Source organism: Ideonella lacteola (assembly GCF_038066555.1).
In the GTDB taxonomy this organism is placed as follows: Bacteria; Pseudomonadota; Gammaproteobacteria; order Burkholderiales; family Burkholderiaceae_C; genus Ideonella; species Ideonella lacteola.
Genome location: NZ_JBBUTG010000021.1, coordinates 30,660 through 53,053, shown reverse-complemented (window position 1 = coordinate 53,053; position 22,394 = coordinate 30,660). Strand labels below are relative to the sequence as shown.

General features: G+C 67.7%; 22 protein-coding genes. 11 read left to right on the top strand and 11 right to left on the bottom strand.

Features of this window, described 5'->3' with window-relative positions; genetic code table 11:
• Window positions 1–4 precede the first annotated feature (4 nt).
• Window positions 5–1,393: a sensor histidine kinase gene (locus AACH06_RS23435; protein ID WP_341428259.1), complete on the top strand. Its 1,389-nt coding sequence runs from the start codon at window positions 5–7 to the stop codon at window positions 1,391–1,393.
• Window positions 1,394–1,453: 60 nt separating this feature from the next.
• On the opposite strand, the gene AACH06_RS23430 is transcribed toward AACH06_RS23435, so the two are convergent.
• The gene (locus AACH06_RS23430; protein ID WP_341428210.1) at window positions 1,454–2,359 is read right to left on the bottom strand and encodes a LysR family transcriptional regulator; all 906 of its coding nucleotides are present in this window, start codon (window positions 2,357–2,359) and stop codon (window positions 1,454–1,456) included.
• A 145-nt stretch (window positions 2,360–2,504) separates the two neighbouring features.
• Between AACH06_RS23430 and AACH06_RS23425 the strand changes: the two genes are divergently transcribed.
• The 4 genes from AACH06_RS23425 (at window position 2,505) to ampC (ending at window position 6,793) form a co-directional block, all read left to right on the top strand.
• Window positions 2,505–3,416: a Bug family tripartite tricarboxylate transporter substrate binding protein gene (locus AACH06_RS23425; RefSeq protein WP_341428209.1), complete on the top strand. Its 912-nt coding sequence runs from the start codon at window positions 2,505–2,507 to the stop codon at window positions 3,414–3,416.
• Window positions 3,417–3,430: 14 nt separating this feature from the next.
• Window positions 3,431–4,309, top strand: a complete 879-nt coding sequence (locus AACH06_RS23420; RefSeq protein ID WP_341428208.1) for an N-formylglutamate amidohydrolase — start codon at window positions 3,431–3,433, stop codon at window positions 4,307–4,309.
• A 126-nt stretch (window positions 4,310–4,435) separates the two neighbouring features.
• Window positions 4,436–5,461: a porin gene (locus AACH06_RS23415; RefSeq protein WP_341428207.1), complete on the top strand. Its 1,026-nt coding sequence runs from the start codon at window positions 4,436–4,438 to the stop codon at window positions 5,459–5,461.
• A 93-nt stretch (window positions 5,462–5,554) separates the two neighbouring features.
• Window positions 5,555–6,793 (top strand): class C beta-lactamase, encoded by a 1,239-nt coding sequence (gene ampC / locus AACH06_RS23410; RefSeq protein WP_341428206.1) that lies wholly within the window; start codon window positions 5,555–5,557, stop codon window positions 6,791–6,793.
• Between the two features lie 7 nt (window positions 6,794–6,800).
• Here ampC and AACH06_RS23405 read toward each other — a convergent pair whose 3' ends face one another.
• From AACH06_RS23405 to AACH06_RS23385, 5 genes are all read right to left on the bottom strand, one after another.
• Window positions 6,801–8,186, bottom strand: a complete 1,386-nt coding sequence (locus AACH06_RS23405) for a reverse transcriptase family protein (RefSeq protein ID WP_341428205.1) — start codon at window positions 8,184–8,186, stop codon at window positions 6,801–6,803.
• Window positions 8,187–8,404: 218 nt separating this feature from the next.
• Window positions 8,405–9,202, bottom strand: a complete 798-nt coding sequence (locus AACH06_RS23400; protein WP_341428204.1) for a metal ABC transporter permease — start codon at window positions 9,200–9,202, stop codon at window positions 8,405–8,407.
• A complete protein-coding gene (locus tag AACH06_RS23395; protein ID WP_341428203.1) occupies window positions 9,199–10,119 on the bottom strand; it encodes a metal ABC transporter substrate-binding protein in 921 nt (306 codons plus the stop codon). The genes AACH06_RS23400 and AACH06_RS23395 overlap by 4 nt, the downstream gene beginning before the upstream one ends.
• An 18-nt stretch (window positions 10,120–10,137) precedes the next feature.
• On the bottom strand, window positions 10,138–11,577 hold the full coding sequence (locus AACH06_RS23390; protein ID WP_341428202.1) for a hypothetical protein: 1,440 nt from the start codon (window positions 11,575–11,577) through the stop codon (window positions 10,138–10,140).
• Window positions 11,578–11,775: 198 nt separating this feature from the next.
• Window positions 11,776–12,138, bottom strand: a complete 363-nt coding sequence (locus AACH06_RS23385; RefSeq protein WP_341428201.1) for a hypothetical protein — start codon at window positions 12,136–12,138, stop codon at window positions 11,776–11,778.
• Window positions 12,139–12,331: 193 nt separating this feature from the next.
• Between AACH06_RS23385 and AACH06_RS23380 the strand changes: the two genes are divergently transcribed.
• On the top strand, window positions 12,332–12,796 hold the full coding sequence (locus AACH06_RS23380; protein WP_341428200.1) for a hypothetical protein: 465 nt from the start codon (window positions 12,332–12,334) through the stop codon (window positions 12,794–12,796).
• A gap of 41 nt (window positions 12,797–12,837) precedes the next feature.
• A complete protein-coding gene (locus tag AACH06_RS23375; RefSeq protein WP_341428199.1) occupies window positions 12,838–13,740 on the top strand; it encodes a DUF2145 domain-containing protein in 903 nt (300 codons plus the stop codon).
• Window positions 13,741–13,756: 16 nt separating this feature from the next.
• Here AACH06_RS23375 and AACH06_RS23370 read toward each other — a convergent pair whose 3' ends face one another.
• Both AACH06_RS23370 and AACH06_RS23365 read right to left on the bottom strand, forming a co-directional pair.
• Window positions 13,757–14,545, bottom strand: a complete 789-nt coding sequence (locus AACH06_RS23370; protein WP_341428198.1) for an MBL fold metallo-hydrolase — start codon at window positions 14,543–14,545, stop codon at window positions 13,757–13,759.
• Window positions 14,500–15,084 carry a peroxiredoxin-like family protein gene (locus AACH06_RS23365; protein ID WP_341428197.1) on the bottom strand — a complete coding sequence of 195 codons (585 nt, stop codon included), beginning with the start codon at window positions 15,082–15,084 and terminating at the stop codon, window positions 14,500–14,502. Before AACH06_RS23365 ends, AACH06_RS23370 begins: the two co-directional genes overlap by 46 nt.
• 92 nt (window positions 15,085–15,176) lie before the next feature.
• Here AACH06_RS23365 and AACH06_RS23360 point away from each other — a divergent pair, with 92 nt between their 5' ends.
• Window positions 15,177–15,785 carry a TetR/AcrR family transcriptional regulator gene (locus AACH06_RS23360; RefSeq protein WP_341428196.1) on the top strand — a complete coding sequence of 203 codons (609 nt, stop codon included), beginning with the start codon at window positions 15,177–15,179 and terminating at the stop codon, window positions 15,783–15,785.
• A gap of 126 nt (window positions 15,786–15,911) precedes the next feature.
• On the opposite strand, the gene AACH06_RS23355 is transcribed toward AACH06_RS23360, so the two are convergent.
• The gene (locus AACH06_RS23355; RefSeq protein WP_341428195.1) at window positions 15,912–17,276 is read right to left on the bottom strand and encodes a peptidase inhibitor family I36 protein; all 1,365 of its coding nucleotides are present in this window, start codon (window positions 17,274–17,276) and stop codon (window positions 15,912–15,914) included.
• 152 nt (window positions 17,277–17,428) lie between these two features.
• Here AACH06_RS23355 and AACH06_RS23350 point away from each other — a divergent pair, with 152 nt between their 5' ends.
• Window positions 17,429–17,785, top strand: a complete 357-nt coding sequence (locus AACH06_RS23350) for a translation initiation factor Sui1 (protein WP_341428194.1) — start codon at window positions 17,429–17,431, stop codon at window positions 17,783–17,785.
• A 48-nt stretch (window positions 17,786–17,833) separates the two neighbouring features.
• On the opposite strand, the gene AACH06_RS23345 is transcribed toward AACH06_RS23350, so the two are convergent.
• Window positions 17,834–18,835 (bottom strand): zinc-dependent alcohol dehydrogenase family protein, encoded by a 1,002-nt coding sequence (locus AACH06_RS23345; RefSeq protein ID WP_341428193.1) that lies wholly within the window; start codon window positions 18,833–18,835, stop codon window positions 17,834–17,836.
• Between the two features lie 263 nt (window positions 18,836–19,098).
• Between AACH06_RS23345 and AACH06_RS23340 the strand changes: the two genes are divergently transcribed.
• Window positions 19,099–19,377: a hypothetical protein gene (locus tag AACH06_RS23340; protein ID WP_341428192.1), complete on the top strand. Its 279-nt coding sequence runs from the start codon at window positions 19,099–19,101 to the stop codon at window positions 19,375–19,377.
• A gap of 83 nt (window positions 19,378–19,460) precedes the next feature.
• On the top strand, window positions 19,461–21,011 hold the full coding sequence (locus AACH06_RS23335; protein WP_341428191.1) for a methyl-accepting chemotaxis protein: 1,551 nt from the start codon (window positions 19,461–19,463) through the stop codon (window positions 21,009–21,011).
• Window positions 21,012–21,044: 33 nt separating this feature from the next.
• Here AACH06_RS23335 and AACH06_RS23330 read toward each other — a convergent pair whose 3' ends face one another.
• On the bottom strand, window positions 21,045–22,244 hold the full coding sequence (locus AACH06_RS23330; protein WP_341428190.1) for a PQQ-binding-like beta-propeller repeat protein: 1,200 nt from the start codon (window positions 22,242–22,244) through the stop codon (window positions 21,045–21,047).
• Window positions 22,245–22,394: the final 150 nt, after the last annotated feature.

The window sequence follows — 22,394 nt, the reverse complement described above, 5'->3', positions numbered from 1 at the left end:
GCGCGTGGCCGCGCGCGGCAAGGCCCATGGGCTGTACCTGCGCCTGGTGCTGCTGCTGATCGGCGTGGTGCTGTGGGCCGTGCTGTTGCACACGGCGCTGGTCGTCTGGCCGCTGCCGCCGGTGCTGGCGGTGTTGCACCAGAGGCTCGGCTGGCAGCTTGAAGCGCCGGCACCGGCCAGCCTGGCCGCCTTGGGCTGGACGCTGTTGCTGCTGTTGCCCTTTGTGGCCGCGCTGGCGGCCTGGGCGATGGCACCACTGAATCGGCTGCTGCGTGCCTTGCAGGGCGCCGTGCTCAGCTACCGCGACGGCGACTTCAGCATGTCCATCCGCGCCCAGGGCGAGGGAGAGCTGGGTGAGCTGCTGCGCCTGCACAGCGAGCTGGGCCACGCGCTTCGCGAGCAACGCCAGCAGCTGGCGCAGCGTGAGCTGTTGCTGGACACGGTCGTGCAGAACACGCCGCTGGCCTTGCTGCTGTGCGACGCGGCCGATGTCGTGGTCTACGCCAACCTTCACGCGCGTCAGCTGCTGGCCAAGGGGCGAGGCTTGGTCGGCAGCTCGCTGCAGAGCTTGCTCGCCGACGCGCCGCCCGACCTGCGCCAAGCCGTATCGAGCCGTCAGGACCAGCTGTTCTCCATCGCCGACGCCAGCGGCCAGGAAGAGCACTTCCACCTGTCGCAACGGCCTTTGCTGATGCAGGGCATACCGCACCGTCTGCTGTTGCTGCGCCGCATGACGCGGGAGCTGGCCCGCGAAGAGGTGGCGAGCTGGAAGCGGGTGATCCGCGTCATCAGCCATGAGTTGAACAACTCGCTGGCCCCCATTTCGTCGCTCGCCCACACCGGGGCCGAACTGGCCCGGCGCGGGCAGGCCGAGAAGCTGCCGCAAGTCTTCGAGAGCATCGGTGGCCGCGCAGCCCATCTTCACGGCTTTCTCTCGGGCTACGCGCAGTTCGCCAAGCTGCCGCAGCCTCGTCTTGAGCCGGTCGAATGGGCCGGCTTCCTCGCGCGCCTGGCGGGCCACAGCCGCTTCCGACTTGAGGGCGACATGCCCACCGCGCCGGCCCGCTTCGATGCGGGCCAGGTGGAGCAGGCGCTCATCAACCTGCTGAAGAATGCCCACGAATCCGGCAGCGCCGAAGAGAGCGTCTGCCTGAGCATCCGGCAACACGAGAGCGAGCTGCGCTTCTTGGTCTGCGACCGAGGCCGCGGCATGAGCGCCACCGTGTTGGCCCAAGCGCTGCTGCCTTTCTATTCGACCAAGCGCAGCGGCACCGGCCTGGGCTTGGCGCTGGCCCGCGAGATCGCCGAGGCCCATGGGGGCCGCATCGCCCTGGCCAACCGCGAGGGTGGTGGGCTGGCGGTGACGCTGGTGTTGCCCTCCGTCTTGCCGTGACGCATCAATGGGGTGGCGTCGATCTTTAACCTGATGGCGGCTGATCGCACAGCCGCAGCGCTACGGCGCCGCCACCTCGGCGAGGAGCTCGTGAGCCACCGATCGTGCCGCACGCGCGAAGTGCTCCACCATGGGTGACTGACTCAGCGAGGTGGCACATGCCACGACAAAGCGGTGCGAGATTGGCACCTGCAGGGGCCGCAGCCTCACACCGCGGTGGATGAACTGGGCGGCCAGCAGCGCCGGCAGTACCGACACGCCCAGGCCCTGTGCGACGAAGCTGCAGGCCGACGTGGCAGAGTGCGTCTCGATGCGCACCTGGGCCGCCCGCGGTGCTTTGCGCAATTGCGCGTGAAGGTCGCTGCGCCAGGTGGTTTCTCGGCCGAGCAGCACGAGTGGCTCACGGCTGAGGGCATCGATGGTCACGCTCGCTTTGCGCGCGAGCGGGTGAGACGGTGGCAGCACGCAGACGGTGCCGCACTCCACCAGCGGCAGGGCGGCGACGGCGGGGTTCGTCAGAGGCTGCTTCAGCACCGCCACATCCACGCGCCGCTCTGCCACCATCGCCGTGATGGCGTCGTAACCGGCCAGCTCCAGCTCGTAGCGGAGGCGGGGATGCTCTTGCGCCAACATCGACACCACCCGTGGCAACAAGGCCTCGCCGAAGGAGAACGGCGCTGCCATGCGCAGCACGCCCGAATCCCTTCCACGCATGCGCCGCGCCACGTTGAGCACCCGCTCGAGCCCGGCAAAGGCGTAGGTCGCTTCATCGTACAGAGCGGCTGCGTCGGCCGTCGGCTTGAGCTTGCCAGCGCCACGGACGAAAAGCTCCAGCCCCAACTCACGCTCCATCTGGCTGATCTGGCGGCTGACCGCCGGCTGTGACAGACCCAGCAGCTTGGCGGCGGCGCTGGCCGAGCCGCAGTCCATCACCGCGCGAAAGACTTCGAGTTGCCGGAACTCCATGGTTCGGATGTGGTGGGTGTATGGGGCTATGCGTCAAGTGAAAGCGCTTGGTGTCGAAAGCTGGCCCACCCAACAATGCGCGCAGCTCAACGAACCTTGCCTTGACATGTTGCCACGTCACCTTCTTGCTGTATCGATGGGGCTGTTGATCGGAACTGTGCAAGCGGCCTATCCCGACAAGCCCGTGAAGGTCATCGTGCCGTTCTCGCCAGGAGCCGCCGCCGATGCGGTGATGCGCCCGCTGGCCGCCGCGTTGTCGGCGAAGTGGGGCCAGCAGGTGCTGGTCGAGAACCGGCCCGGCCTCACGGTGGGCCCACAGGCAGCAGCCGCCGCACCGGCCGATGGCTATACCTTGCTCTTCGGTGCTGCGTCGACGATGGTGACGACACCGCTCACCACGGCGAAGTTACCTTACGACGTGCAGCGCGACTTCGTGCCGGTTGTTCGCCTCGCGACCTTGCCCACCGTGCTGGTGGCCAACCCGGCGCTCGGCACCAAGACGCTGAAGGACCTGTTGAGTCTCGTCCGCGCCAAGCCAGGCACTGTTTACTACGCCTCCAGCGGCCGGGGCGCACCCAACCATCTGGCGATGGAGTATCTGCTGTCGCTCAACGGCGGCGACATGGTCAACGTGCCCTACAAGGGCGCGGCCCCAGCGGTGGTCGACTTGGTCGGCAACCAGGTGCAGGTGGCCTTCATGGCCGTGCCGAGCATCCTGCCGCATGTGCGCAGCGGGCGACTGCTCGCCCTCGCGGTGGGCAGCTCCAAGCGCGCAGCCGTGCTGCCACAAGTGCCCACCGTGGGTGAGACGCTGCCCGGGTTCGAGTACGTGGCGTGGTACGGCCTGTTCGCGCCCGCAGGGACGCCCGCAGCCGTGATCGACAAGGTGTATGCCGACGTGGTGCAAGCGATGGAAACCCCCAAGCTGCGTGAGGTGCTGCAGGCCGAAGGCAGCGAGCCGGCGACCGCCAACGGCGCCACCTTGGGGCGGATGATCGAGCAGGAGTCTCAGCAGTGGAAGGGCATCATCCAGCAGCGCAAGCTGTCGATCGACTGAGGCCGGTGGCACCGATGAGCCTGAAGTCCGACGCACCCTTCGATGTGATCGCTGGCGAGGCGCAAGCCGATTCGCCTTTGGTGTTCGATTCGCCGCACAGCTGGCCCCACTGGCCGGCGGACGTGCCCACGATCGCGCCAACTGAGGCCCTGCGAACCAGCTGCGACGCCTGGGTCGACGAGATCTGGGCTGCGGCGCTGCAGGGGCGGGCACCCTTGCTGACGGCGAGGTTCCATCGCTCTTACATCGATGCGAATCGTGCCCGCGACGACATCGACCCGGCTCTGCTGGCACAGCCGTGGCCCGTGTCCTTGCACCCGAGCGATCGCTCCCGGCGTGGATTCGGTCTGCTGCGCAGGCTGGCGCTGCCGGGGGTGCCGGTCTACCGCGAACCGTTGGCGGTAACCGACGTGGCGCGGCGCATCGAGCGTTTCTACGACCCGTACCACCACCAATTGGCGGCGCTGATCGACGCGGCGCGCCCACACCATGATGCGGTGCTGCACATCAATTGCCACTCGATGAAGTCGGTGGGCAATGCGATGAACGAAGACTGCGGACGACCGCGGCCCGACATCGTCCTCAGTGATCGCGACGGGCAGACCGCCGGTGCGCCAGTGTTGGGGTGGATGGCCTCGGCGCTGCGCGAAAGGGGCTATCGGGTGCAGTTCAACGACCCGTATCGCGGCGAAGAGATCCTTCGCCGGCATGGCTGCCCTCGCAGGGGGCGCTACAGCGTCCAGATCGAGTTGAGGCGCGATCTGTACATGGACGAGCGGTGCTTCGAGCGCCATTCCGGCTTCGATCGCCTGGTGGGCGATCTGAAGGCTTGCGTCGGCCTGTGGCTCGAGGAGTGGCCCGACGGGCCGCGTGTCGGCCCGGCGCTGGGCTGACTTCCCCCCGCCCCGACCGCTCCACCCATTCAACTGGTTTCGACGGCCGCGCCCGCAGCCCGCGCGTCGCAGCCCTGCGCACGCCTGTGCAACCCGGCTTGACGAAGCCTGACGAGGAGAAGACCCATGCAAACGCTCTCGATGCCCCACGCGCTGAAGACTCGGTTCTTGTGGCTGGCCATGGCCCAGGTGGCACCCGCCATGGCCGTGCATGCGCAGGATGTCCAGGTCTACGGACAGCTGCGCTTGTCGGCCAACCGAATCGAGTCCGCTTCGGATCGAATCCACGAGTTGCGCGACAACGCGTCACGCCTGGGTTTCCGGGGCAGTGAGGCTCTGGGGGGCGACCTGTCGGCGCTCTTCGGGCTGGAAATGGGGCTGGAGGCAGACACGGGAGGTGTCGCCGATCCGCTCTATCGGCACAGCTACGTGGGACTTCGCCATTCGGTCGGAACGCTGGCGATCGGGCGGCTTGATTCGGCCAACCCGACTGGGTCGCCGCTGTACTCCCAGGTCACGGCGATTGTGAGCTTTGCGCCAAACGATGCGGGCGCCACGGCCATCGGCACCTCGATCCTCAATGCTCGCAACCGTGTCTCCAATGCCATCGGTTTTCGCAGCGGCCCGTGGGCCCAACTCGAATGGATGGGCCGGGCCTACTTGCGCGGTGCGGGTACCGCCGACGACCCAGAACAATCGGCCCGCTCGATTGACCTGGGGCTGCTGTATCGAAGCGGCCCGCTGACCGCCGCCGCGGGATACGGCAAGGACGATCGGGCGGGTGGTTTGCGCCCGAACGAGTTCGACGACAAGTGGCAAATCGGGGTGCGCTACGCGCTTGGCGCCGTGGTGCCGTATGCGATGGGGGGTGTCGACCGATTCCACAGCGACGGCACGCGCCGGCGATCAGTGGATTACTGGCTGGGCGGCGCAGAGTTCATCCACGGCCCCCACTCCGTGGTGTTCAACCTGATGCAAAGAGACGTCCAGTCATCGCTGACCGGGATTCGCAGGCGGCAGCAACTGGCATACATCTATCGCCTGTCCCAACGGACACAGTGGCAAGTCTTCATCGACAACGACGGCGTTGATTCAAGCCGTGACAAGGTGCGTGTTCAGGCCCTGGGGACGGGCATGCGGCACGACTTCTGAACGCTGGGCCGTGTGGAAGGTGGGGGCGTCAGAATGTGCCCAACATGGCGGTGACCCGTTGACCGGAGCACACCGACACTTTCCAACTGGACCATGAAGACTCCTGTACGCACGTTGTCCCACCGTTCACTGCACCATTCACCCCACCATTCGCCCCACCGTTCGGCGCCCGACAGCTTCAGCATCCGGCGACGCGCGCTGCTTCTGGCTGCGCTGGCGCCTTGCGCTGCCAGCGCGGCGTCAGACAAGGAAGAGCTTCGTGGCCTCGTCGATCAGACGATCCGTCCGCTCATGTCGCAGCATGGCATACCCGGCATGGCGGTGGGGCTGGTGGTGGGCGGGCATGACCACGTCTTCACCTACGGCGTGGCGTCGCGAGAGAGTGACACGCCCGTCACCGAGGCCACGATCTTCGAGATCGGCTCGATCAGCAAGACCTTCACCGCGGCGCTGGCGGCCTGGGGGCAGGTGACGGGGCAGCTGTCGTTGGCGGCCCACCCGAGCCACTACCTGGCCGCCTTGAAAGGGCGGGCGATCGACCGGGCCACGCTGCTGCACCTGGCCACCTACACCGCCGGTGGTTTGCCGCTGCAGTTTCCGGACACCGTGGCCGGCGAGGCAGGCGTGCTTCGCTACTTCCAGACCTGGAAACCCGGCGCCCAGCCGGGGGCGGTGCGCCAGTACTCCAACCCCAGCCTGGGCTTGTTGGGGTTGGCGACGGCCACGGCGATGCGAGAACGGTTCGACCGCCTGATCGAGACCCGGCTGCTGCAACCGCTGGGCCTGCGCCATACCTATCTCTCGGTGCCAGCGGCCGAGTTGGCGCACTACGCTTGGGGCTACCGCGACGGGCGCCCCGTGCGTGTGAGCCCAGGCCCCTTGGATGCGGAGACTTACGGCATCAAATCGACCGCGCCAGACATGCTGCGATGGCTGCGCGCCCACATGGATCCGACCGGGCTCGACCGTTCGCTCGGTGACGCACTGCGCCTCACCCACATCGGCCGGTTCAAGGTGGGAAGCATGGTGCAAGGCCTCGGATGGGAGCAGTTTTCGTATCCAGTCTCACGCGAGGCGTTGCTGGCCGGCAATTCGGCGCAAGTGATCTTCGATCCTCAGCCCGTGACGCCGGTGCCAGGGGTGGCGGCCCCAGGCGACGGTGCAGCACGCCTCTTCGACAAGACCGGCTCCACCGGTGGCTTCGGTGCGTATGCCGTGTTCGTGCCGGCGCGGAAGCTGGGCCTGGTGATGCTGGCCAACAAGAGCTACCCGATCCCCGCGCGCATCGAGGCGGCCTACGCCATCCTCGATCTGGTGGCCCGTAACGCTTAGGGCGTGTTCACACTACGGAGCCCCGATGCGTTGCCACCAGAACCGGTGGAGCGCAAGGCGCGTCGCCCCAGTCGATTTGATCGAACAGCCGCCTCAGTTTCTGGGCCTTGGCCGGGTTGAGCTGTTCGGCCCAGGCCAGACGGCCTTGCAGGTGGGCGCGCCAGTCGGGGAGCTGTTCGCGGTTGGCCTGGTGCGGGCCGTCGCGCACGCACTGGTGCAGCACGGCCTTGAGGAGGTCGAACGCGGGGCGGGGCAGGTTGGTGTGCTGGTTCACGACGATGCCGCACACCTGCTGGCGGTCGGCCGTGCCGACACAACGTGATTTGCGCAGGTTCAGCGCAAAGCCTTCTTCGTGAGCGATGCGAGCCACCCACGCTTCGATGCGGGCACGGGACACACGCAGTGATTCGCTGCCGGAGAGCACGATGTCGTCGGCATAGCGGGTGTATCGGGCACCCAGGGCGTGCGCGAGGCCGTCGAGCCGCAGGTCGAGCCTGAAGGCGCACAGGTTGGCCAGTGCCGGCGAGGTGGGTGAACCTTGTGGCAGGTGGGGCTCGCGCAGCCTCTGCACCTGCGTCCATTCGAGGCCGCCTTCGCTGTGCAGGCGCTGCAACACGGGTTCGGGTGTGGCGGTGGTGCACAGCGCGGTCAGTTCCCGGGCCACCTGTTCGGGGTAGCCGATCGTGGCGAACAGCGCGTGCACGCGAGACGCACGCACCGAGCTGAAGAAATCCTGCAGGTCGAACTTCAACAGCACCGCCTGCCCGGTGTGTGCGCGTGCGTGGTCCACCACTGAACGCCCCGGGGTGTAGCCGCAGGCGGCCTCATGTGCGGGCAGGTGAGCGATCAGGCCATGCAACAGGCGCCGCTGCAGCGCCATCAGGTAGGGGTGAGGCACTTCGAGCAGGCGCCAACCGACCGTGCGTTTGGGCAGCATGTGGCAGCGGTAGTGCTGCTCGGCGAGCGCCAGGTGGCGCTGCCACGGGGCAGGGCGCGTCAGGCGCCACAGCGCGCCGGTGGACAGGCGAAGCGCGTCGGCCAGGGCGCCACTGTGCCGCCATTCGGGCCAAGGCACTTGGTGCAGGCCGCATGGTGCCGGCCGTTGAAGGTGAGGCCAGTGGAGGAAGTACCGGCGCACATACAGCCCGAGCCGTTGAGCCCAGGCGCGATCGAAGCCTTCGTCCGCGTCGATGATCTGGGCGAGCGATTCCGGCGTCGTTCGAAGCCAGCGGTCGACGCTGAAGCGGCTGCACCGCTGCACCAGCACCTCTGCCCACGGGGCAGGCCCGCCGAGGCAGCTTTCAATGCGCGCACGCAAGCCCGAAGCGCGCGCCGAGCCGCTGAGCATGGCCCGGGCGAGGGACAAGGAGGTGTGTTGGCGCAGGTCGGTCATCGGTGGTGCGGCACGCTGCCCAACCTGCAGGTGATGCTGGATCAGAGGTGGCGGAACGCCACGGCCGATCAAGCCCCGGAAGCGCGATGCCCACCAACCACCGTGGGGGAGCCCCACAGTGCGCGCCGGTCTTTCGAACGACGACGCCTTACGCTTGGGCAGCGGCCGCGCGGCGGATTATCCGGGCCTGCGCCGACCGGCCCGAATCGTCATGCGCGTCAGCCGTGTGGTGTGTGCCCGGCGATGCGGGGCGCCTCGGTGGATTTGGGCATCAAGGCCACACTGGCCAAGGCGCAGGTGGCCAGCGTCCAGACGATCACGGCACCCGACGGCAGATCGAGCAGGGCCGACAGGGCCAGGCCCAGTGCGTAGCCGGCGGCGCCGATGGCGTAGCCCACGATCACGCGCTGGCGGCTGGCGAGCGCGCGTGTCGCCAGCGCCGGAATGATCAGGCTGGAGAACACCAGGTACACGCCCACCAGTTGCACCGAGGCGGTCACCGCCACCGCGAAGGCGCCGTAAAAGCCAAAGCGGCCCAAACGTTTCACCCAGCCCAGCGCCATGGCGGCACAGAGCAGCGCGGACACCGCGGCCAGCCACACCAGTTGCTCTTGGTGCACCCACAGGATCTGGCCGACGAGCAGGTCCTTCAGGTGTTCGCCGCCGTGAGGGTTGCCCGCCAGCAGCAGGATCCCGGCGCAGGCCGCCAGGATGAACAGCACACCGATCAGCGCTTCCTGCTGTTGAGGCGCGCGTCGCTCCGTCCAGGTGAGCAGCAGCGCCCCCAGCAAGGCGGCGGTGACGGCAGCGGCCTGCACCGCCATGCCGCCATCCGGCAGGCCCATCGCATCGGCGGCGATCACGCCCAGGCCCGCGATCTGGGCGATGGCCAGGTCGATGAAGACGATGCCTCGATCCAGCACCTGCGTGCCCAGCGGCACGTGGGTGGTCAGCACCAGAAGCCCGGCGATCAGGCCGGGGCCCAGGATGGTCCAGTCCAGCGCACTCCAGCTCACTTGGCGCCTCCGGCGGCCAGCAGGCGGGCCACGGTGTCGTCGAATAGGCTGAAGAGATCCTTCGCGCCCTCGCTGCCGCCCACGGTGAAAGGCAGCGTGACCTTGGGCAGGCCGGCGTTCTTGCTCAGCCAGTCGGAAGGCTTGCCGTCCTGATACGCGGCATGGATCACCATCCGCGCGGGCGCGCCTTTCAGCGTGGCCAGCACGCCTTGCAGGTGCGCGGCGCTGGGCTCGACGCCGGGCTTGGGTTCGAGCACCGCCACTTCCTTCAGGCCAACCCAGTCGTAGAGGTAGGCGAAGGCCTTGTGCTGCGACACCACGCTCACGCCCTTGAGGGGGGCGATCTGCGTGTTCCAGCGTGTCAGTGCCTGTTGCCAACGTTGCGCGAAATCGGCCTGGCGCTTCGCATAGTCGGCCGCATGGGTGGGGTCGACCTGCTGCAAGCGGGCACCGAGCGCGGTGGCCACGGCGGCGATGTTGCGCGGGTCCGTCTGGATGTGCGGGTTGCCGGCGGCATGCACATCGCCTTGCGAGCGATCGACTTGCGCAGGCAGTTCCAGCTTGCGCACGTGGTCGGCGGCGGCGAAGTGGCCGGGCTGTCCGGGTTGCACTTTGGCATTGCCCGATTGCTGCAGCAGGATCGGCAGCCAGCCGATCTCCAGCTCGGCACCGGTGCAGACGACCAGATCGGCATTGCGGGCGCGGGCGATCAGACTGGGCTTGGCCTGGATCTGGTGCGGGTCCTGCATCGCGGTGGTGGCCACCGAGACCTCCACCAGCGGGCCGCCCAATTCTTGCGCCAAGGCGCCCCACTCGGGCTCGCAGGCGAACACGCGCAGGGCGGCGTGGGCGGGCAGGGCCGGCAGGCACAGGGCCACGCCGAGGCTGAACAGGGTCTTCCAACGTGAAAGGGTCATGCTTCTTCTCCGGCGGGGTCAGAAGCCGTGGGCGCCGTGCGCGCCTAGGCTCATCTGGTATTGCAACGAGATCTGGCGGTCGGTCACACCCGCGCGCGACTTGTCTTCGCCCCACTGCAGGCGAAAGCGCGAGAACTCGCTGGGGCTGAAGTCGAGCATCAGCGTGTTCTTTCGCGGGCGGTAGTCGCTGGCGGCGAACGCCGCGGCGTTGGCGCCATAGTCGGGCGTGCCGGCGTCGAGCTGCTCGGTGCGCAGGCCCACGCGCCAGCTCGGCATGAACTGGTAGACGCCCTGCAGGTACCAGCCCGACTGGGTGGCCCGGTAGGCGCCGGTGGTTTCGGCACCGCCCAGGTCGTACACCAGATCGCCCCGGCGCTGGCTGCTCAGGTACTCGCCTTGAAGTTTGAAGTTCGTGCGCGTGGCGTTGCCGTTGGGGGCCCACTTCCACACGGCATCGGCGATCCACACGCGGGTGTTGCCGGTGAAGGCGTTGGTGACGGCCTGGCTCTGGATGTCGGTGGCAGAGAGCTCCTGGTCCCAGGCCTTGGTCTTCAACACCGAGAGGCCGGCTCGCCAGCTGTGGCTCTCACCCACGTCGCCGCCGGTGTGCGCGCTCAGCGACCACATGCCCAGGCCGTTGCCCTCGTTGCCACCGGCGGGGAAGGCGCTGCCCCGGCCGATCTCGCCGGTGAACTCCAGGTACTGGTCGGTGGGTGCCAGCCAGCTCAGGCGCAGGCCATCGTTGCCATGCTGGTTGCCGAGCAGGGCCTGATAGGCCAGCGGGTTGTCGATGAAATCCCAGCTGTGGGCGTGCTGCGGGTTCAAGTAGCCAATGGCCGAGAAGAAGCGGCCAGCCCGCGCGGTGAAACCCCCGCCGAGGGCGGTGGTCTCGATGTAGGCCTCTTCGACCTCCACGCCTTCTTCGGGCGCGAGCGCCAGTGTCACGGCGCCGCGCAGCCAGGGGTCGATGCTGGCGGACAGGCCCAGTTCGGTCTCGCCCAGGCCCAGGCCGCGCTCGCCGGGCCCCAGCTCGGCGTCGGTGGGCAGCTGGAAGCCGGTGATGCCGTAGTCGGCAGGGTCTTGCGACAGCCGCGCGTACTGGCCCGACAAGATCAGGGAGATCGCCGGGTTGAAGGCGTTCGCGCCGCCGCCGCCGCCGCGCGTGGCCACCACGGGCTCGGGCGCTGGCGCTGGAGACGCGGGGGGCGCGGGGGACGGCGCCGAGGCCGCGACCGCTGCCGCGGCCTCGGCGGCTTTCAAGCGAGTCTCCAGCGCTTGCAACCGCGCCTCATAGGCGGCGCGCATCGCCTCGATTTCTTGGCGGATGGCGCGGATGTCACCGGCCGCCGGGTTCGCCTCGGGGGTGGAGGGCGCGGCCGGGGCTGCCGCGGGCGCGGCATGGCTGGCGGTGCCGATCGTCAGCTCGATTGTCAGGCCGAGGGCGAGCGCGGCAGCCATGTGGGTGGGGCAAGAGGGGCGAGAAGAGCGAGAAGAGCGAGAAGTGCGAGAAAGACGCGAGGGGACGCAGGCGGGCAGCCCGACGGGCGCCAGACGGTTCACAGGCATGGTGCTTCATTTCCAGGCAAGACGTTCGATGCCGCACGCGGCCGGTCGCAGTGCCAGGCACCGGCGGGCTCGCGGCGACGCGAGCAACGATCAGCAGGAAATGAACGAGGGCGGTGCGCGGCTTCGGTAGGCCAGCCAGACGGCGTCGCCGGGGGTGGCCACCGCGGCGGCCATGGGGGGCGCGTAACGCGCCGTGCCCAGCACCAGCCGGGGCGGCTGGCTGGGCAGAGGGCCGTCGCCGAGGGCGGCGGCATTCAGGCAGAGGGCACAGACCGAGGCATGGAGGGCCTTGGCGTCGGCTTCACCATCACCGGCCAGGGTGGCCGACAGGTGAGACACCGCATGCCAGCTCGCCACCGATTGGGCCATCGGGAACAGCAGCGCCAAGGCCAGCAGCCACCCGAGGTGGCGACGAAGGCGGCCGGCGGTGAGGTGCGACGGGGTGGCACGCATGGCGAAGGCGGGATCTTAGTCCGCCCGGTGAACGCGCGTTCACATGATTCTTCAACGAATGTCTGCGGGCGGGCGCTTCGTGAGAGGGCTGAGCCGGAGCGGATCGGTGACACCTGCTTGCACCCCGCGCCGCAGAAGCCCCCGCTGTCTTCAGGCATCATCCGAGCAACGCAACTTCGATGGGTGTCGCCACATGACCTCGATCCGCCGCTTTCTGGCCCCGTTGGCTGCTGTGAGCCTCGCTGCCGCCATGCTCCCGGCCCAGGCCGCCAGCTCGGCCGCCAGTTCGGCATCCGACAGCCTGTCGACTTCGGTCGGCAGCGTCTCTGATTCCTTCCAGGGTTCAAGCGACAGCTCGAACCGCCCCAACCGCACCGCCGAAGGCGACTACCAGGTCATTCAGGTGGCGGCCGCCCCGGCCCGTCCGGGCAAGCTGCAGGTCACGCTGCGCCCGGCCACCGGCACTGGCGAAGCGTTTGAGTTGTTCCTGCCGACCCAGGCCGCCGATGCCGGCGGTGTGACGGTGGGCCAGGTGGTGCATGCACGCCAGCGCGACTACGGCGTGGAGTTCGCCCGCGCCGACAACCAGCAGCCCTTCTTCCTCGTGCTGGAAGACGCCTGGTACCAAGAGTTGGCGTCGAACCCCGTCGCGCTTTGATTCTGGCGGGTACCGCGTGGCAGCGCATCGCTGCCCGTGTGATGACGGCGGCCTGCGTGGCCGCCGCGTTGTTTGGGGCCTCGGCCGAGGCGGCGTCGCTGCGCTATTGCGACCGCCAGGCCAAGCTCAGCATCGATCAACAGGACACGCTGTTCCGCTTCGCGGCGGTGGTGAAGACCGAGCTGGAGGCTTCCAGGCAGCCCCTCGCACTGGTGGCGCGATCGGGGCTGGATTTGAGCTGGTTCGGCCTGCGCTACTCGCACGCTGGCGTGAGCCTGCAGGGCAGCCCCAACGGGCCGTGGTCGGTACGTCAGCTGTACTACGCCTGTGATGAACAGCGCCCGCGCATCTTCGACCAGGGCGTCTCGGGCTTTCTGCTGGGCACCGACAACCCGCAAGAGGGCTACGTGTCACTCGTCTTTCTGCCCGAGGCCGATGGCCGGCGGCTGGAGCAGGCGGCGCTGAGCAAGCCGCAGGTGTTGCAATTGCTGGCGGCCGACTACAGCGCCAATGCGTATCCCTACAGCCTGCGCTACCAGAACTGCAACCAGTGGGTAATGGAGTTGCTGGCGGCCGCCTGGGGCGGCCTGACGCTGGCCGAACCGGCCGATGGCGCAGACTCTCCCCGCGCCATGGCCCAGCAGTGGCTGCGATCACAGGGCTACGAGCCCACCACCTTCGACCTGATTCGGCCGGCGATGTGGCTGGGCGCGTTCATCCCCTGGCTGCACAGCGATGATCACCCGGCGGACGACCTGGCCCGCTCGGTGTATCGCGTCTCGATGCCGGCGTCGATCGAGTCTTTCGTGCGGGCGCAAGTGCCCGGTGCCACACGGGTGGAGCTGTGTCACGCGGGTCGGCGCGTGGTCATCCACCGCGGCTGGGAGCCGATCGCCGAGGGCTGCCAGCCGGGCGAGGGTGACGAGGTCGTGATGCTGGATTGAGCAGGCACCGCCCTCGTCAGCCGCCGTGCTGACGCAGGAGCCGTTGGGTGTGGCGCAGCACTTCGTCGGCCGTGATCGGGCCGCCGTGACCCAGGTAGAAGCGCCGCGCGCCCTCGTCTGCAAGGCGCCCGAGCGTGCGTGCGACCAGCGCCGGCTCGTCTTCGAAAGGTGGGCTCTTGGCACGAGACGTCCAGGCAATGCCGCCGAGCAAGATGCCAGAGGCGACGAGGTCTCCCACCAGCGCGTGGCCGTCGTCCAGGCACACGCTGAGCGAGCCGGCCGTGTGGCCAGGCGTGGGGCGCACCTGACCATCGATGCCGAATCGCGCGAGGTCGAGAACCTCTTCGGCATGCAGCAGGATGTCGGGCTCCAACGCGTCGTACGGGCGCTGGATGAGCCCCGATCGCAGGAACAGCCGGCCGAAGAGCCCGGTGGGGCAAAAGCTCATCGGCCGGCGTTGCAGGTAGTGGTCGAGGTCGCCCCGATGAGCGCAGACCGGCGCCCTGCTCAGCTGCCGCAAACGGGCCGCGTTGCCGGCATGGTCGATGTGCGCGTGGGTGACGACGATGAGCCGGAGGTCGCCCCATCCGAGCCCCTCCCGCTGCAAGGCGCGGTGCACCGAGGCCTCGGTGTCCGGTAGGCCGGCATCCACCAGGATCGCGCCGGCTCTACTGACCACCAGGTGAGCATTGACCATGCCCATCGGCAGGATCGGGATGCGGCGGATGCGGACCGCGCCGTGGGGCACGACGAGCGCGGTCACGCCGCGAGCCCGGCGGGTGCTGCGGGCTGATCCGAAAGCCACGCGTCGATCTCGGCCAGTGGCAGGTGGGCGTCGGCCGTCGCCGCGTAGAAGGCCCGCGACACTTGGCCGTGGGCATCGATCAGGAAGTCGGCGGGCATCCGGTCGGTCTTGCCATCGACCCGCCCAGGCAGCATGCCTTGGCCCATCGCCTGGGCCGCGTGCCGGATGACCGAGGGGGCCACCGTGCCCAGCAGGCTTCGTTCGACCCCGTAGAGGCGATAGAGGCGGCCGGTAGCGTCTGGCACGAGGGCAAACGGCGGCGCCTGGCGGCCCACGTAGCGCGCTATGTTCTCAGGTGTCGACTCGAAGACCGCCCAGTGCACCAGGCCGCGGGCGGTGAACCGCTCATGGGCCGCGATCAAGTCTCGCACCCGCAAGTTGCACATGGGGCACGAGGCATAGCGGAAGAACGACAGCAACACGGGTCGCCCTCGGCAGGCGCTCAGGCGCAGGGGGCGCCCATCCAGGGCGTGGATCTCGAAGTCGGGCGCACTCTGGCCCGGCTCAAGGCGGTTGGGGGTGGGGTGTGATTTGGACATGCGTCCAAGTATTCAGGACGATCGTCCAAATCGCAAGATCACTGGTGCACTTCACTCCACTATTTGGACGATCGTCTTGATATCATCGAGCGATGAGCGAGTCATGGCCCGAGACATTGACTGTGCGGGAGCGCCTGGTCGAGGCGGCAGCGCAGCTCTTCGCGCGGCGCGGTTTCGCTTCCACCTCGATCGGCGAAGTGGCACAAGCCGCTGGCATCCTCAAGGGCAACGTCGCGTACTACTTCAAATCGAAGGACGACCTGCTCACGGCCGTGATCCACGCGCAGCGTGATCGCCTGATGGCCGAGTTGCAACCGCCTGCCGCCGAGGCCGGCGACGACGTGCGCAGTGCGGTGATGCGCCTGCTGCGGCAGGTGCGCGGATCAGCCGCCGATCTGGCGCTGCACGGCTGCCCGGTGGGCAGCCTGGCCGGTGAAATGGGCCGCACCCATGCCGCCCGCCATGCCGATGCGGCCGGGCTGTTGCTGGGCTTGGAGACCTTCTTGCACCAGCAGTTCGAACGGGTGATGCCCGCGGGCGATGCCCGTCGTTGCGCCGAGCACCTGCTGGCATTGCTGCAAGGCGCTGCGGTGCTGGCCCAAGCCCATCGGGACGCGGGTGTGGTCGAGCGCCAGGTGGACCAAGCCGAAGTGTGGCTGGACACCGTGCTGGCCCGGTTCCCGGCGTCGGCGAAGCGCTGATCGCTGGCCGGGGGGCGTCGCGAGGGCAAGGCAGGCCGCCAGCGAGCGGGCGCCAGGGAGCTGACGCCCTGGGGGTTTCAGCGCAGTCGTGGGCTCCCGGCCCAGGTGGGCCGGGAACGTCGGGGCTCAGTTCAAGATCAGCGGCGCAACCCCATTGGCATAGGGCCAGCCCTGGGCTTCATCGCTGCCGGTCTCCCAATCGAACCCGCCGCGGATTGTGGGGTTGGCGGTCTCCACGCGCGTCCAGGCGTCGATGGCCTGGGCCTGCGTCATGTAGTTCGGTAGCGAGGTGTTGATGCCGAACCCGACCACCACATGGGTCGGGCCCAGCAGGTTGACCCATTCCTGAACGTTGGTGGCCACGTAGTTCGGGTCTGCCAGACCCGGGCCGTCGTAGTACTGCGGGGCGCAGTAGTCGAGCACGCCGGCGTTGAGCATGTCCTTGCAGAAGGTCTTGTCCACGGCGTTCCACGGGGCAGGCGGCGCGCTGATCATGAAGCCCGGGTACAGCCGCTTCAACTCCTGGCTGATCCAGGCCATTTCACCGGTGTCCGGTGTCTGGCTGCCCTCGAAGGTGTTCCAGTCCAGACCGTCGAACCCACCCAGCTGGTTGTAGATCGACACGATGCTGTTGACGAAGGTCTGCGACTTCGTGCGGTTCGGGAAGCTCATGCCGTTGCCTGCACCACCCACCGACAGCATCACCTTGCGCTTTTGCACGGTGCGGGCATAGGCGATGTCTTCGTTCAGGTGCGTGGCGGCGCCGCGGCCGTCACCCGGCGGCGAGTAGGTGACCGCGCCGGTGGTGCCCGGGGGGCCGCCCACCGGTACCGCATGGAAGAGGTAGACGAGGTTGTAGTTCAGCGGCAGGTCGCGCAGGCGCGGGGGCGAGGGCGTCCAGTTGACGTAGTAGCCGCCGCTGATCTTCGCGTTGCCGCCGCCGCCGTCGCCGCAGGTGGTGGGGGCCCAGTACCAGGTGCTGATCGTCGGGTTGGTGCCGTCGGTGCCGTTGGCGGTGACGTTGATCACCTTGTAGTACTGCCCGTTGGGCTCGTAGCGCACCACATCGCCCAGGTGGTAGTTGATGCCTTCCTGCCAGCTGACCGCGTCGCACTTCTTCACCACCTTCAGCGACGTGGTGAGGTTGTCGAAACCGGCCGCCGCGAGGTTGGCGGTGTGCACCTTCAGCACCACGGATTGGCCGGCGTACTGCTTGCCGTCGAACAGCGTGGCCTCGTAGCCAGCGGCCACTCGCACGGAAGAAGTCTTGTCGTTCCAGGTGTCTTTCAGCTTGGGGGTGTCGGCGCTCTTGCAGTTGGGCGAGCCAGCGAAGTCGGGGTTCTTGTACAGACAGACCGGCCCGTTGGCGGCGGCCTGCGCAGGGCTGGCCGGCACCATGGCCAGCGTCAAGCCAGACAGCGCGTAACAGGCGGACAAAGCGGAAAGGGCGGACAGGGCACGGCGTGCCCCGGTGAAGGTGCGTGGGGTCATGGGGTCTCCTCGGTGATGGTCCCGTGCGTGTGGCCTCGAGCGGGCCTTGCAGGGCTCCCGGCTTGATTCTGAATGACCGCGCTTTCAGAACGCCATGGCCATGCGGGCTGTCGTGGTAACGAGCTGTGTGTCGAACGGCGACAATTCGCCGCATGAAGAACAAGGGTGCTGGTGGACTGGTCTATTCCACCGAGGGCGGGCGCATGTGCCCGACGTGTCGACAGCCGGTGGGGCAATGCAGTTGCCGGTCAGTGGCCGCGCCGCGCGGCGACGGCATCGTGCGGGTCAGCCGGGAGAAGCAAGGCCGGGGCGGCAAGACGGTCACGGTGGTGCGCGGCTTGTTGCTCGACGAAGCCGCCCTCGCGGCCTATGGCCGCCAACTGCGCAGCGCCTGCGGCACCGGCGGCACCGCGAAGGACGGCGTGGTGGAAGTCCAGGGCGATCACGTCGAGCGCGTGATGGCGCTGATCCAGGCCGATGGCCACACCGTGAAGCGGGCCGGCGGATGAAACGGCGAGGGCCGGGCTGAGAACCCTCAGCCTCGGCAGGGCTCTGCGTCAGGCCCCAGGCGTCGGCACGATCAGGATCTTGCCGCTGCGCTCACCTGCCGCGGCGGCAGCGATGGCCTCTTTGATCTGCGCGACGTCGTAAGCGGCCTGGATCGGCGTGTGCAACTGGCCCGCGGCGATGCGGCCGGCCAACTCGGTGAGCAGGGCACGTTGCGCGGCCGGCGGCGTCACACGGAACCACCGGGCGAGCCAGAAGCCCTTCAGCGTCACGTCGCGGAAGATCAGCTCACGCGGCGTCACGATGCAGGGTTCGCCGCTGAGTGCGCCGTAATTGACGATCGATGTGCTCTCGGCGAGCGTGGCCGCCATCCGCATGGTGGCCTGGCCGCCCACGGCATCGATGCCCAGCTTCAGCGCGGCGCCGCCGGTGGCGGCTTGCACCCGGGCGGCGAGATCGTCGCCATCCACCAGTACCACGTCGCCGCCCTGGGCGCGCACTGACTCGACAGCCGACTCGCGGCGCACGAGATTCACTGTCTTCAAGCCCCGCAACTTGGCCAGTTGCACCACATAGCTGCCGACGCCCGAGTTGGCGCCGTTCTGGATGATCCAGTCGCCCGCCTTCAGGTCGGCGAACTCGCTCAGCAGCAACGAGGCGGTGGGCGGGTTCACCGTCAGCATCGCCAGTTGCTTTGGATCGGCGTCGTTCGGCAACGGGATGAGGCGCGAAGCCGGCACCACCACGTGGGTGGCCCAGGTGCCCGAGCCCGCGGGCAGCAGCACCGTCTGCCCCACGGCGGGGCCGGTGGTCTCGGGGCCCAACTCCACCACACGTCCGACGCCCTCGCTGCCCCCCACCGCGGGCAGGGGCGGCAATTGGCCGTACTGGCCCGTGAGCATCAGCACATCGCTGGGGTTGATGGGCGCGGCCAGCACGGCCACCAGCGCCTGGCCGGCGGCCAGCGTGGGCCGCTCGAACGGCACCGCACTGATCACGTCTTGCGGCACCGGGCCGCGTTCGCTGTACTGGGCTTTGAGCAGGGTGGTCATGGCGATGTCTCCCAAGGCAAGGGGCGGTGGCTCGAACAGTGGGCCGCACAGCCCGCCAGGCGCGCATCGTAGTCGCCAAACTCTGCGGCGGATACGGATGGCTTCAACGGGGACGAATCCCCGGCACTCAACCTTCCCGGGGGCGCGGCGATCGAGGCCGGCGGTCATGTCCAGAAAGGGTTTTCATGCCACGGTTTGATGGCCATCGAAAAATAGTCTATAGGCCTTGATTTTTGTCAATTGAGCGAAACAAACCTTCTTAGTTGAACATGCTGCAAACGATTGGAATGGCTTGGTCATCATTTATGGTGAGTATTTTGGGCTGGAACCCCACAAATGGGGTTTGGCAGGTTTTGGCTGGTTCTGGTGATACCTTCCGTGTTTGTCCAAGACGAAATCAAAGCCTGTTCAAATTGGTCGGAAATCCTCTGAAATCAATCACTTGTGACAACTCGGTGCCCGGTCGATGGGTTTCGCGCCGTGGTGCGGCGCTGAGCCATGCCTTGCGAGTTGACAAAAATCAAAAGCGGGTTTCCTCGTGATAAATATTGAAACGTCAGGGTGTCATTTAAATAAACCTCAGGGTGGTCTGGTCGATATGTAGCCACGGATCAACGAGGCCATCATGAGACTGAACCAACCTGTCACCCAGCGCGAGTTTCTTTTCGAAGACGATGCCACCCTCATGTCGACGACCGACAAGTCGAGCCGCATCACCTACGCCAATGCTGCATTTGTGAATGCGTCCGGATTCAGCGCAGAGCAGCTGACCGGGCAGCCGCACAACATCGTTCGCCATCCGGACATGCCCCGCGAGGCCTTCGCGGACATGTGGGCCACGTTGCAGCGCGGCGAATCGTGGACGGGCCTGGTGAAGAACCGGCGCGCCAACGGCGATCACTATTGGGTGCGTGCCAACGCGACCCCGGTGACCAGAGCGGGACAGATCACCGGCTATCTCTCGGTGCGCACCAAGCCCACCCGCGAAGAGGTGGCCGGGGCCGAGGCGCTGTACGCGGGGTTTCGTGAGGGCACGATGGCCAAGCGCTATCGGTTGCACAAGGGGGTGCTGCTGCGCCGAGGCTGGGCCAGCCTGTTCACCTTGAACAAGGTGCTGCCGGTGCGCTGGCGCCTGGGCCTGCCATTGGGGCTGCTGTACCTCAGCTCGGTCACCGCTGCGGCGGCGCTGGGCACCCGGGGCCTCACGCTCGCCGAGCTGGCCGGAGGAATGGCTCTGCCCGCCGCGCTGTCCATGTGGTGGCTGCATCGCCAGATCGCCGTGCCGATCGAGCAGCTGCGCGCCCATGCGCAAAAGGTGGCCAACGGATCGCATGACACGGTCCAAACCGACCGCGTCGACGAACTGGGCATGACTCAACGCGCGGTCAATCAGCTCGGCTTGATGTTGCGCTGGGTGGTGTCGGACGTGGCCAGCCAGGTGGGCAGTTTGAAGATCGCCACCGACGAGATCGCCCAAGGCAACTTCGACTTGAGTGCGCGCACCGAGCAGGCGGCCTCGAGCCTGCAGGAAACCGCCTCGTCGATGGAACAGATGAGTGCCACTGTCAAGCACAGTGCGGATACCGCCGAGCAGGCGGCGGCACTGTCCACGCAGGCGGGCGAAGCGGCCGAGCAAGGGCGCGAGTCGGTCGAGCGGGTCAATCAAACGATGGAGGGCATCATCCAGTCGAGCCGGAAGATCTCCGAGATCATCGGCGTGATCGACGGCATCGCCTTCCAGACCAACATCCTGGCGTTGAATGCGGCGGTGGAAGCAGCGAGGGCGGGCGAGCAAGGCCGCGGGTTCGCGGTGGTGGCCGGCGAAGTGCGCTCGCTGGCGCAGCGCAGCGCCCATGCCGCCAAGGAGATCAAGGGGCTGATCACCGACAGCAGCACCCGGGTGGAAGACGGTGCACGGGAGGTGGCCACCGCGAGCGACGCCATGTCAGGCATCGGCGCTCAGATCGAACGCATGCGCCAGATGATCAACGAGATCAGCACGGGCTCGCGCGAGCAGGCCAATGGCATCGGCCAGGTGAACCAGGCGGTGAGCCTGTTGGACCAGACGACTCAGCAGAACGCTGCGCTGGTCGAACAATCGGCAGCCGCAGCGCAGAGCCTGAAGTACCAGGCGGCCCAGTTGGTGGGCGCGGTGTCGGCGTTCTGCGCTGTGTGAGGGGCGGGCCCCCGCCCGCCCCGCTTCGACGCGTCAGGGCGCCAAGCCCAGCGCTGTCACCTTGCCGGAGGTATTGATGTACACCTGCCCACCCGCCACCGACAGCAGAGCGTAGTCGGACGTCAGGATCACCGGGGTGCTGGACACCAGCTTGCCGGTCTTGGCGTTCAGCGCCAGCACCGCGTTCTGGGAGAGCCGGTTCTGCGCTGCCACGAAGACCAGGCCGTTGGCCCAAACCGGGTTCGAAACGGCAGTCTGCTTGTTCGGCAGGTCGCGGTTCCACAGCACGGCGCCGGTCTTGATGTCGAGCGCGGTCACCTTCGTGGCGCGGGCGATGAAGGCGGCGCCTGAAGCGGCGGCCAAGGTGTGGCCGATGTAGCCCGCGGTGGCGTACGACCACTTCAATTGGCCCTGCGCGACATCGAAGCCTCGAACGACGCCCTGGTTGTCGTGGACGACCACGGTGCTGCCCAGCACCATGGCCGGGTATTCAATGCTTTGATTGCTCACCAGCACCGACCAAAGCAGGCCGCCCGTCTGCGCGTCGTAGGCGCGCAGCGTGCCGCGAACGGGTGAGGCGTTGGGTTCGCGCGCCGTCACGAACACCCGGCCGCTCGCCACCGCGGGGGCATTGAGGTAGACACCCGGTTCGATGGCCATGCGCCAGGCCAGTGAGCCATCCGCGGTGTTCAGTGCCAGCACCTGGCCGATGCCCCCGCTGATGTACAGCCGGGTTCCATCGGTTGTTGGCGAGCTCAGGCCGTAGGCGTCGTCGGCACCGTAGACATCCGTTTGCCAGGCGAGGGTGCCGGTGGCGGTGTTCAACGCCGTGACCCGATTCAGCCGCGGCGGGCCGAGCTTGTAGCTGGTCAGGTAGGTGCGATCGCCGAACGACGCGGGCGTGGCGCAATCACCGGCGCCAGCGTAGAAGGTCCATTGCGAGTTGCCGGTATCGGGCGCGAGCGCGGCCGCGCCGACCAGATTCGAGCAGACGGGCAGGTGCGCGTTCGATTGGGTGATCTCGCTGGCGTAGAACTGGCCCACCTGCCGCTCCCACAGCACGCCGAGGCGCGCCACGGTGTCGCGCGACAGTGTCTTTTCTTGTGCGTTGGCGTAGCTGCGGGCGGCGTTCTGCCCTTCTTGGGCCCATTGGGCCTGCGCGGCCGACACGGCCAGCGCGACAAGGCTCAGGCCGACGGTGAGCGAACGGATGCTCGGGATGCGGGACGTCATGTGGATGCTCGGAAATGCTCAAGAAGAGGGTGCCGGTGCGGCACGGAGGCTGCGTTGCCGGGAGGCGACGCCGCTCAATTGTGCATGCCGGGCTGATCCACATAACCCCTACGTTGGTTGTAACAAGATACGTCACCCCGGCGTTCGGGC

Bases quoted from the DNA above. Each gene is read 5' to 3' on its own strand.
- AACH06_RS23430 (WP_341428210.1), bottom strand. From the start codon at position 2,359: ATGGAGTTCCGGCAACTCGAAGTCTTTCGCGCGGTGATGGACTGCGGC.
- AACH06_RS23420 (WP_341428208.1), top strand. From the start codon at position 3,431: ATGAGCCTGAAGTCCGACGCACCCTTCGATGTGATCGCTGGCGAGGCG.
- AACH06_RS23415 (WP_341428207.1), top strand. From the start codon at position 4,436: ATGCAAACGCTCTCGATGCCCCACGCGCTGAAGACTCGGTTCTTGTGG.
- ampC (WP_341428206.1), top strand. From the start codon at position 5,555: ATGAAGACTCCTGTACGCACGTTGTCCCACCGTTCACTGCACCATTCA.
- AACH06_RS23405 (WP_341428205.1), bottom strand. From the start codon at position 8,186: ATGACCGACCTGCGCCAACACACCTCCTTGTCCCTCGCCCGGGCCATG.
- AACH06_RS23395 (WP_341428203.1), bottom strand. From the start codon at position 10,119: ATGACCCTTTCACGTTGGAAGACCCTGTTCAGCCTCGGCGTGGCCCTG.
- AACH06_RS23390 (WP_341428202.1), bottom strand. From the start codon at position 11,577: ATGGCTGCCGCGCTCGCCCTCGGCCTGACAATCGAGCTGACGATCGGC.
- AACH06_RS23385 (WP_341428201.1), bottom strand. From the start codon at position 12,138: ATGCGTGCCACCCCGTCGCACCTCACCGCCGGCCGCCTTCGTCGCCAC.
- AACH06_RS23380 (WP_341428200.1), top strand. From the start codon at position 12,332: ATGACCTCGATCCGCCGCTTTCTGGCCCCGTTGGCTGCTGTGAGCCTC.
- AACH06_RS23375 (WP_341428199.1), top strand. From the start codon at position 12,838: ATGACGGCGGCCTGCGTGGCCGCCGCGTTGTTTGGGGCCTCGGCCGAG.
- AACH06_RS23365 (WP_341428197.1), bottom strand. From the start codon at position 15,084: ATGTCCAAATCACACCCCACCCCCAACCGCCTTGAGCCGGGCCAGAGT.
- AACH06_RS23360 (WP_341428196.1), top strand. From the start codon at position 15,177: ATGAGCGAGTCATGGCCCGAGACATTGACTGTGCGGGAGCGCCTGGTC.
- AACH06_RS23355 (WP_341428195.1), bottom strand. From the start codon at position 17,276: ATGACCCCACGCACCTTCACCGGGGCACGCCGTGCCCTGTCCGCCCTT.
- AACH06_RS23350 (WP_341428194.1), top strand. From the start codon at position 17,429: ATGAAGAACAAGGGTGCTGGTGGACTGGTCTATTCCACCGAGGGCGGG.
- AACH06_RS23345 (WP_341428193.1), bottom strand. From the start codon at position 18,835: ATGACCACCCTGCTCAAAGCCCAGTACAGCGAACGCGGCCCGGTGCCG.
- AACH06_RS23335 (WP_341428191.1), top strand. From the start codon at position 19,461: ATGAGACTGAACCAACCTGTCACCCAGCGCGAGTTTCTTTTCGAAGAC.
- AACH06_RS23330 (WP_341428190.1), bottom strand. From the start codon at position 22,244: ATGACGTCCCGCATCCCGAGCATCCGTTCGCTCACCGTCGGCCTGAGC.